9 protein-coding genes are annotated in these 9361 nt (G+C 71.3%); 8 read left to right on the forward strand and 1 reads right to left on the reverse strand.

What is annotated here, in order from left to right; genetic code table 11:
- Positions 1-8: 8 nt before the first annotated feature.
- The 6 genes from FB465_RS20480 (at position 9) to FB465_RS20505 (ending at position 6412) form a co-directional block, all read left to right on the forward strand.
- Positions 9-1460, forward strand: coding sequence for a serine/threonine-protein kinase (locus FB465_RS20480; protein ID WP_145792623.1), 1452 nt, complete (start codon positions 9-11; stop codon positions 1458-1460).
- A 148-nt stretch (positions 1461-1608) separates the two neighbouring features.
- Positions 1609-2799 (forward strand): cyclic dehypoxanthinyl futalosine synthase, encoded by a 1191-nt coding sequence (gene mqnC / locus FB465_RS20485; RefSeq protein WP_145797475.1) that lies wholly within the window; start codon positions 1609-1611, stop codon positions 2797-2799.
- Positions 2799-3392, forward strand: coding sequence for a hypothetical protein (locus FB465_RS20490; RefSeq protein WP_145792625.1), 594 nt, complete (start codon positions 2799-2801; stop codon positions 3390-3392). The genes mqnC and FB465_RS20490 overlap by 1 nt, the downstream gene beginning before the upstream one ends.
- Positions 3393-3659: 267 nt before the next feature.
- A complete protein-coding gene (locus FB465_RS20495; RefSeq protein ID WP_145792627.1) occupies positions 3660-4247 on the forward strand; it encodes a hypothetical protein in 588 nt (195 codons plus the stop codon).
- Between the two features lie 78 nt (positions 4248-4325).
- Positions 4326-5018, forward strand: coding sequence for a demethylmenaquinone methyltransferase (locus tag FB465_RS20500; RefSeq protein WP_145792628.1), 693 nt, complete (start codon positions 4326-4328; stop codon positions 5016-5018).
- Positions 5019-5122: 104 nt separating this feature from the next.
- Positions 5123-6412 carry a geranylgeranyl reductase family protein gene (locus tag FB465_RS20505; RefSeq protein ID WP_145792630.1) on the forward strand — a complete coding sequence of 430 codons (1290 nt, stop codon included), beginning with the start codon at positions 5123-5125 and terminating at the stop codon, positions 6410-6412.
- A gap of 331 nt (positions 6413-6743) precedes the next feature.
- On the opposite strand, the gene FB465_RS20510 is transcribed toward FB465_RS20505, so the two are convergent.
- Positions 6744-7436, reverse strand: coding sequence for a peptidylprolyl isomerase (locus FB465_RS20510; protein ID WP_145792632.1), 693 nt, complete (start codon positions 7434-7436; stop codon positions 6744-6746).
- Between the two features lie 188 nt (positions 7437-7624).
- On the opposite strand from FB465_RS20510, the gene FB465_RS20515 reads away from it, so the two are divergent.
- Positions 7625-8548: a DMT family transporter gene (locus FB465_RS20515; protein WP_145792633.1), complete on the forward strand. Its 924-nt coding sequence runs from the start codon at positions 7625-7627 to the stop codon at positions 8546-8548.
- A gap of 451 nt (positions 8549-8999) precedes the next feature.
- Positions 9000-9359 (forward strand): NADH-quinone oxidoreductase subunit A, encoded by a 360-nt coding sequence (locus tag FB465_RS20520; protein WP_014137597.1) that lies wholly within the window; start codon positions 9000-9002, stop codon positions 9357-9359.
- Positions 9360-9361: the final 2 nt, after the last annotated feature.

Below are 9361 nucleotides of genomic sequence, written 5' to 3' on the forward strand. Positions count from 1 at the left end.
GACGGGCGATGGAGCCACTGGCGACGGACGATCCGGGGCAGATCGGCGAGTACCGGCTGCTGAGGCGGCTCGGTGCGGGCGGCATGGGCCGGGTGTACCTCGGGCGGACGGCCGGCGGCCGGACCGTCGCCGTGAAGGCGGTGCGCGGCGAGCTGGCCGACGACGCCGAGTTCCGCGCCCGTTTCCGTCAGGAGGTCGCGGCCGCGCGCCTGGTGGGCGGGCAGTGGACCGCCCCCGTGCTGGACGCGGACACCGAGGGCCCGCTGCCCTGGGTCGCCACCGGCTACGTCGCCGGGCCCGCGCTCGGCGCCGCCGTACGGGAGTTCGGGCCGCTGCCGGTCCCGGTCGTGCACGCCCTCGGGGCCGGTCTCGCCGAGGCGCTGGTGCACCTGCACGGCCTCGGCCTGGTGCACCGGGACATCAAGCCCTCCAACGTCCTGCTGGCGCTGGACGGGCCGCGCCTGATCGACTTCGGCATCGCGCGGGCGCTGGACGCCGCGACGGCGCTCACACAGTCCGGTTACGTCGTCGGCTCGCCGGGCTTCATGTCCCCCGAGCAGGCGGAGGGGGCGCCGGCCGGTCCCGCGAGCGACGTGTTCTCGCTGGGCGCGGTGCTGGCGTACGCGGCCACGGGCGTCGCGCCGTTCGGCGAGGGCGTGAGCGCGGCGGTGCTGCTCTACCGGGTGCTGCACGAGGAGCCCGATCTGGCGGGGCTCGACGGCCCGCTGGGCGAGCTCGTCCGGCACTGCCTGGCCAAGGCCGCGGGGGACAGGCCGGCCCCGGAGCAGCTGCTCGCGGTGCTGCGCGGCGCACCCGGGCGAGGCTGGCTGCCACCCGAGATGGCGGCGGCGGTGGCGCAGCGGGCGGTCGACCTGCTCGACCTCGACGGGACGCCGGCGGCGGCGCCCGCCAGGCCGCCGGTCGACCGGACGCCGACCGAGGTGGTGGCGCCCGCGGTGCCGAAGCGCAGACGTCGGTGGTGGCCGCCGGCTGCGGCAGCCGTGGCAGTGGCCGCGCTGGCCGGCGGTGGCCTGTGGCTGTGGGGCCCGGACTCGGGGAGCCGCGGCGGTTCCGACGGCCGGACGCAGGCGCCGCCGGAGGCTTCCGGTGACGTGCCGGAGGCGTACCTCGGCACCTGGGAGGGCACCATCACCACCCAGATCGTGCCGCTCGGCAGTACCTTCCGGGTCGAGTTCACGGCCGGCAAGGTCGGCGAGGTGGTGGGGCGGACCAGCAATGCCTCCCGGCTCAGCAGCACGGTCTGCAGGGGCGAACTGACGCTGCTCACCGTGGATTCGGACAGCGTCGAGCTGCAGGAGCGCCCGGTCGGGGACAACCCGGCCTGCACCGGCGTGCCGGAGCGTCAGACGTACAGCCTCAAGAACGGGACGCTGCATCTGCAGGTCAGCGGAGCGGCGATGGGCTCGGACCCGGCCGGGGATCTCACCAAGCAGGGCTGAGCAGGCGCCGGGAGGGGCTGGCGTAGGCTGGTTCGGTCATGTCGGCCGGGGCTCCCCTCCGGTCGAGCACGACTCGACGTCGGAGAGAAAGAAGGCCCGCCAGGTGTCCGAGCAGACCCTCCCCCAGCCTTCGGCCGGGGGGACCCCCATCGCCACCAGCCTGCAGGCCGTCCTCGACCGTGCGGCCGCCGGGGGCCGGATCACCCCCGAGGAGGCGCTGGAGCTCTACCGTTCGGCGCCGCTGCACGCGCTGGGCTCCGCCGCCGACGCGGTACGCCGCCGCCGGTACGCCGGTACCGAGCACATCGCGACGTACATCATCGAGCGGAACATCAACTACACCAACGTGTGTGTGACGGCGTGCAAGTTCTGCGCCTTCTACGTCGCCCCGAAGAGCGACAAGGGCTGGTCGCGCGACCTCGACGAGATCCTGCGCCGCTGCGCGGAGACGGTCGAGCTGGGCGGTACCCAGATCATGTTCCAGGGCGGGCACCACCCGGACTACGGCGTCGAGTACTACGAGAAGCACTTCGCCGCGATCAAGGCGGACTTCCCGCAGCTGGTGATCCACTCGCTCGGTGCCTCCGAGGTCGAGCACATGGCCCGGATCTCCAAGGTCTCGGTCGAGGAGGCCATCACCCGGATCCACCGGGCGGGTCTGGACTCCTTCGCCGGCGCCGGCGCCGAGCTGCTGCCGGAGCGTCCGCGCAAGGCGATCGCGCCGCTCAAGGAGTCGGGCGAGCGCTGGCTGGAGATCATGGAGACCGCCCACGGCCTGGGCGTCGAGTCCACCTCCACCATGCTGATGGGCACCGGCGAGACCAACGCCGAGCGGATCGAGCACCTGCGCATGATCCGCGACGTGCAGGACCGTACGGGCGGCTTCCGCGCCTTCATCCCGTACACCTACCAGCCGCAGAACAACCACCTCAAGGGCTCCACCCAGGCCACCGTCTTCGAGTACCTCCGGATGATCTCCATCGCCCGGCTCTTCCTCGACAACGTGGCCCACATCCAGGGCTCCTGGCTCACCACGGGCAAGGAGGCCGGCCAGCTCTCGCTGCACTACGGCGCGGACGACCTGGGCTCGGTCATGCTGGAGGAGAACGTGGTCTCGATGGCCGGTGCCAAGCACCGCTCCAACCTGACCGAGCTGATCCACCTGATCCGTGCCGCGGACCGTACGCCGGCGCAGCGTTCGACCACGTACGAGCACCTGCGGGTGCTGGACGACCCGGCGAACGACCCGGTGGACCCGCGCGTCGCCTCGCACATCGCCTCCACGGCGATCGAGGGCGGCACGGCGCACCCCGAGCTGAAGATCCTCTCCACCACCTGATGCTGACCCTGCACCGAGCCGCCCAGCTGCTTGCAGACCCCACCGCCCCGTCGATCACCGACGGGGCGGTGCTGGTCGATGGCGCCGTCATCGCCGCCGTCGGCCCGTACGAGCCGGTGGCGGGTACCCGGGTGCGGGAGTGGGACGGCCTGCTGACGCCCGGTCTGCTCAACCCGTACGGGCAGTGGCTGCTGGAGCGGGCGTACCACCCGGACCCCCGGGAGGAGCTGGGCGACGAGCCTCTGATGCTGGAGGTGGACGAAGCCCGGCGCGGCGGCAGTGCCCGGCGCGGGCTGCAGCGGATGCTGGGGTACGGGACGACCGCGGTGGCCGGGCCCTTCGAGCTGCCCGCCGTACGGACGGCCGTGGCGCGCTCCGGGCTGGTGTCGCTGCCGGGAGAGGGGGCCGCCGGCGGGCTGGACCCGCTGGCCTCGGCCGGTCTCGCGGCTGCCGTGCACCGGCCTCTGACGGTCGGTGGGCGGGCCGACTTCGCGGTCTTCGACGTGCGGTCGGCCGCCGAGCTGGAGGAGAGGGGCGCGGGTTGCTGCCTGGCCACGGTGCTGGGCGGACGGCTGCTGTACCGGCGGCGTTAGCAGATCCCGAGCGGATCGCGAGCAGACCGCGCAGGTCGGGCGGGCCGGACGGGCCGCGGGGAGCAGCGGATGGCGTGTTCGGGTAGGGCGGATGGCCGGAATCCGGCGAACCCCCGCAATTCTCATACAAACTGATTGATCCTCGCCGTGACCTGAGACCCCGCCAGCGGTTACGATCCCGGACAGCCCCTCTGGTGGACAGCCCGAGCGGACACCCTCACCACCGGGCCCTCCCCAGGCCCCGTCCGGCAAGCCAGGACAGGAACCATGCGATCCGCGACCGCAGTCCCCCGCCTGCGCAGCCCGCGCCTCGGCCGAGGCTGGTATCTCGCGGCCGTGCTCAGCGCGGTGCTGGCGGTCGGCATGTGCCTGCTCGGCTGGCGCCAGGCGGACCAGGCGGACCGGATCGAGGCGCACCCCGTCCGTGTCGAGGGCACCGTCACCCAACTCCCGGCCGGCAGCGCCACCTACAGCGCCGTCAGCTACCGCGCGGACGGCCAGGTGCACACTGCCGCCGACCTCTGGCTGCCCGAGAACGTCAAGGTCGGCGACCAGATCTGCCTGGAGCACGCCGCGGGCGACCCGGGCGCCGTACGGGTCTGCGGCAAGCGCTACCCGCAGCCGGCGGGCGTCGGGCTCGCCCGGACCAGCGTCCCGATCGCGCTGCTGCTCTTCGCTGCCTGTGTGGCCCGCATCTGGCGCCACCATCGGGCCCGGTCGGTCCGCACCGGGAGTTCCAGGGTCCGCACCACGGTCGCCTTCGCCACCGAGGCGATCGGCGACGGGATGCCCGCGATCACGCACGGCAAGCGCTCCCGGCGCCGCCGCAAGGGCGGCCGACGCGCCCTGCGCTGACGGCTGCACCGAGGGCCGTGGCGACGCTCCGCCGTACCCGTTGCCCAGGTTGTCCCGGCGAGGGTGAACAATGGGTACGTGACCCGAGCCTCCCTGGACAAGCAGCCGCACGAAGTCGCCGCGATGTTCGACGACGTCGCGGCAAAGTACGACCGTACGAACGACGTGCTCTCCCTCGGCCAGGCCCGCGCCTGGCGGCGTGCGGTGGCCGAGGCGGTGGACGCCCAGGCGGGCCGGCGCGTGCTCGACCTCGGGGCGGGGACCGGCACCTCCTCGCTGCCCTTCCTGGAGGCGGGCGCGGACGTCGTCCCGTGCGACTTCTCGATCGGCATGCTCGCCGAGGGCAAGAAGCGCCACCCCGAGCTGGCGCTGACCGCCGGCGACGCGACCCGGCTGCCCTTCGCCGACGACTCCTTCGACGCCGTCACGATCTCCTTCGCGCTGCGCAACGTGCAGGACACCGAGGCGGCGCTGCGCGAGATGTACCGCGTCACCAAGCCCGGTGGCAAGGTCGTCATCTGCGAGTTCTCCACCCCGACCTGGACGCCGTTCCGCACGGTCTACACCGAGTACCTGATGCGGGCCCTGCCGCCGGTCGCCACGGCCGTCAGCAGCAACCCGGACGCGTACGTCTACCTCGCCGAGTCGATCCGCGCCTGGCCCGACCAGCCCGCGCTGGCCGCCAAGCTGCAGCAGGCCGGCTGGTCCAAGGTGGCCTGGCGCAACCTCACCGGCGGCATCGTGGCCCTGCACCGCGGTTTCAAGATCTGACACCTGCCAGGGGCGCCCGGCGCCCCTGGCAGTGCATGGCCGAGCGGGTGCCTCGTTAGACTCATCACGCCCAGCCGACCCGCAGTTGCAGGAGTGTGCCCACCGTGTCCGAGTCCGAGACCGTAGTTGAGAGCACTGCCGACGTCATCGTGGTCGGCGCGGGCCCGGCCGGTTCGACCACCGCGTACTACCTCGCGCAGGCCGGTCTCGACGTACTCCTGCTGGAGAAGACCGAGTTCCCGCGCGAGAAGGTCTGCGGCGACGGTCTGACGCCGCGTGCCACCAAGCAGCTGGTCGACATGGGCATCGACGTCTCCACCGACAACGGCTGGCTGCACAACAAGGGCCTGCGGATCATCGGCGGCGGCGTCCGGCTGGAGCTGGACTGGCCCGAGCTGTCGGCCTTCCCGGACTACGGCCTGGTCCGCAAGCGCGCCGACTTCGACGAGATCCTCGCCCGCCAGGCCCAGAAGGCGGGCGCACGGCTGCACGAGCGCTGCAACGTCACCGGCCCCGTGCTGGACGACCGGACCGGCCGGATCGTGGGCGTGACGGCCAAGTTGGGCGAGGAGAAGCGCCCGGTCACCTTCCGCGCCCCGCTGGTCGTGGCCGCCGACGGCAACTCCACCCGGCTCTCGCTCGCGATGGGCCTGCACCGCCGCGAGGACCGCCCGATGGGCGTCGCCTACCGGACGTACTTCACCTCGCCCCGGCACGAGGACGACTACCTGGAGTCCTGGCTGGAGCTCTGGGACACCCGGGGCGGCCAGAAGAAGCTGCTGCCCGGCTACGGCTGGATCTTCGGCATGGGAGACGGCACCTCCAACGTCGGCCTCGGCATCCTCAACTCCTCGCCCGCCTTCGGCGAGCTGGACTGGCGCGAGGTGCTCAAGTCGTGGTGCGCCAACATGCCGGAGGAGTGGGGCTACACCCCCGAGAACATGACCGACCCGATCCGCGGGGCCGCTCTGCCGATGGCTTTCAATCGGCAGCCGCACTACACCCGCGGCCTTCTGCTGGTCGGCGACGCGGGCGGCATGGTCAACCCCTTCAATGGCGAGGGCATCGCCTATGCGATGGAGTCCGGCCAGCTCGCGGCGGGCGTCATCGTCCAGGCCCACGCCCGGATCACCCCCGCCGGCCGCGAGAAGGCCCTGCAGGCGTACCCGGCGGTCCTCAAGGACGTCTACGGCGGCTACTACACGCTCGGCCGCGGCTTCGTGAAGCTGATCGGCAACCCGAAGGTGATGCAGCTCGCCACCCAGCGCGGCCTGACCCACCCGATCCTGATGAAGTTCGTCCTCAAGATGCTCGCCAACCTGACGGACCCCCAGGGCGGCGACGCGATGGACCGCATCATCAACGGCCTGGCCAAGGTCGCCCCCAACGCGTGAGGCGTCCGCCAGTAGGTGCGCAGCGGGGTACCACCATGGGCGCGGGGAACTGCGCGCAGCGGAAGGGCACCACTCGCACTCTTCCGCCTCGCGCCGTTCCGCGCGCCCCTGGGATGCCCGATCCTGATCGGTGCGACGCCCTGACTCAAGGCGCGCCGTTGGACGTAGGCCATCCGCTCGGCGAAGACACCGCGGGCGTCGGGGGTCAGGGTACGCAGGGCCACCGGGGCGAGCCGGGCGACCAGGTGGTCGACGGTGCCCCGGGCAGCGGTGTCCATGTGAGGTGCTCCCGTACGGTGTCGGCGGAGCCACCACCGTACGGGAGCCGGGATCAGCGGGCGCTGATCCGGACGCGCTTGATGTCGACGGGGAGGTTCGGGAAGCCGTCGCCGGGGTTGTTCTGGTCGTCCTCGCCGGCTGCGGCGATCTTCTGCAGGACGTCGAGGCCGGCGGTGACGCGGCCGAACGGGGTGTAGGCGGGGGAGAGCTTGGTGTCCTTCCAGACGAAGAAGAACTGGCTGCCGTTGGTGTTCGGGCCGGCGTTGGCCATGGCCACCGTCCCGGCGGGGTAGGTCGCGCCGGTCAGGTTCTCGTCCGGGAAGGAGTAGCCGGGCCCGCCGCTGCCGGTGCCGGTCGGGTCGCCGCACTGGAGCACGTAGATGCGCTGGGTGGTGAGCCGATGACAGTGGCTGCGGTTGAAGTAGTCGTGCTCGGCCAGGAAGCGGAACGAGAAGGTGGTGCACGGCGCCTTGTCCGTCAGCGCCTGGAAGGTGACCGCCCCTTGGCCGGTCCGCAGCGTCGCGCTGTACGGCTTGGCGGCTTTTCTGGCGTCGAAGACCGGGATGCCCTTGAAGTTGTCGGCGGGCACCGCCGGTGTGTAGGCGCAGGTGACCTGTGCCGTGGGTGCCGCATCGGCCACTCCCGCCGACATGGTCAGGCCGAGGGGCAGGGTGGTGGCGGTGACGAGCAACGCCCAGTGCTTGCGCTTCACTTGACGGACCTCCAGGAGCGGGCGGGTTGTCATGACTGCATCATGACTTCCCGTCCTCGGATCCGGTATGCGCGCGCGACCGGCTTCGTCAGGTGGGCCGGCCGGAAAGGTGTTGATCGGCTGCGGCCCGGTGCGCGAGGATGGCCCGCCGCGACCCCGCGAGCATGATCCGTCCGAAGGCGTACGGGCATCGAGCCGCCCCGCCTCGGAGGGACCTGCCCATGCGAGCCGCTTCACAGACCGTCCGCGACCTGCCCGTCCTCGGTGTGGCGGTGGTCTGGGGCTCCAGCTTCCTCGCGGTCAAGCACCTCGCGACCCCGGACACCGTGGTGTCGATGCTGGTGCTCCGCTTCGGGCTGGTCCTGCCGCTGCTCGCCCTGGTGGCCTGGCGCGCACTGCGCCGGCTGAGCGTGCGGGAGTGGCTGGGCGGCGCGGCCCTGGGCGGCATCCTCGGCGCGATCTTCCTGCTGGAGACGTACGGAGCCGTGCTCACCAAGGCGACCAATGCCGGGCTGATCATCAGCCTGACGATGGTCTTCACCCCGCTCGCCGAGAGTGCCGTCCGACGCACCGCCCTGCCGCGTGCCTTCCTCGCGGCAGCCGGTCTCTCGGTGCTGGGTGTCGCGCTGCTCGGGCTCAGGGCGCCCACCCCGGGCGACCTGCTGGTCCTCGGCGCGGCCGTGGTCCGGACCGTCCACGTGCTGACCATGTCCCGGACCAGGGCGATCCGGGGGACGGACTCCCTCGCCCTGACCTGGGTCCAACTCGCCGCCGCGACCCTGGTCTTCGCCGTCGTCGCACCGTTCAGCGGCTCGTCCCCGCTCGCCCTGGCAGCCTCCTACGGCCCGTCCCAGTGGGCGCTGCTGCTCCACCTGACGCTGCTCTGCACACTGTTCGCCTTCTTCGTCCAGATGTGGGCCGTCCGCGCCACCTCCCCGTCCCGGGTCAGCCTGCTGCTCGGCACCGAGCCGCTCTGGGCCGCCGTCTTCGGTATCGCCCTCGGCGGCGACCGCCTGAGCACCCTCGCGCTGTTGGGCGCCCTGCTGGTCCTGGTCGGCACCGAGTGGGGCCGCCGAGCCGCCGGCCCGGCCCCGGCCGCCGAGTCGATGACCGAGGCGGTCACGGCCTCGCCCGAGCCTGCCTGAGACGGTCCGGGACGACCGCGCTCGTGAGCTTGTGAACGAAAGGTCAAGCGCACGTACGAGCCCTGCCACCCCTGCGAGTGAGGGCCTCTATCACGTCAACATGGTGCTCAGAAATTTGCGATGAGCGCAGCATGATTGATATAGGCAGATGCCTCTGACCAGTCGCTTCACAGATGAATGCGACAGATTGTGGCCATTTGCCTTCGTTGGGTTGATAGATCGTGGCTTGATCGCCTTGGCGATCGTTTGTGAGGTGGCGTAGATCACAAAGATCGTCCAGAACTGCGTGTCGCAGATCACAAGCCGACGGGCATAGGATGCGCTCGATCCAGGCTTTGTGAACTGCCTCACATGAGGTGGATCTCAGGAAATGGATCACGGGTCAACCACAGCGTGACCCGGCGGTTCCGATCTGCAGTCAAGGACGACTGGACGGAGGGAGCGGGGGCTCATGAATGCCTACGCGCCGATCCTCGTACTCGGTGCCATCGCGGCGGCGTTCGCGGTCGGCTCCGTCGTGATGGCCTCACTGACCGGCCCCAAGCGCTACAACAGGGCCAAGTTGGAGGCCTACGAGTGCGGCATCGAACCGACCCCGCAGCCGGTGGGCGGCGGTCGGTTCCCGATCAAGTACTACCTCACGGCGATGCTCTTCATCGTCTTCGACATCGAGATCGTCTTCCTCTATCCGTGGGCGGTCAGCTTCGACGCCCTGGGGATCTTCGGGCTGGTCGAGATGCTCCTGTTCATCGCCACCGTCTTTGTCGCGTACGCCTACGTCTGGCGTCGCGGCGGTCTGGAGTGGGACTGACG

It is taken from the genome of Kitasatospora atroaurantiaca (assembly GCF_007828955.1).
Taxonomy (GTDB): domain Bacteria; phylum Actinomycetota; class Actinomycetes; order Streptomycetales; family Streptomycetaceae; genus Kitasatospora; species Kitasatospora atroaurantiaca.

Excerpts from the sequence above, each read along its gene's own strand:
- FB465_RS20480 (WP_145792623.1), top strand. The coding sequence starts at position 9 with ATGGAGCCACTGGCGACGGACGATCCGGGGCAGATCGGCGAGTACCGG.
- FB465_RS20490 (WP_145792625.1), top strand. The coding sequence starts at position 2,799 with ATGCTGACCCTGCACCGAGCCGCCCAGCTGCTTGCAGACCCCACCGCC.
- FB465_RS20495 (WP_145792627.1), top strand. The coding sequence starts at position 3,660 with ATGCGATCCGCGACCGCAGTCCCCCGCCTGCGCAGCCCGCGCCTCGGC.
- FB465_RS20510 (WP_145792632.1), bottom strand. The coding sequence starts at position 7,436 with ATGACAACCCGCCCGCTCCTGGAGGTCCGTCAAGTGAAGCGCAAGCAC.
- FB465_RS20515 (WP_145792633.1), top strand. The coding sequence starts at position 7,625 with ATGCGAGCCGCTTCACAGACCGTCCGCGACCTGCCCGTCCTCGGTGTG.
- FB465_RS20520 (WP_014137597.1), top strand. The coding sequence starts at position 9,000 with ATGAATGCCTACGCGCCGATCCTCGTACTCGGTGCCATCGCGGCGGCG.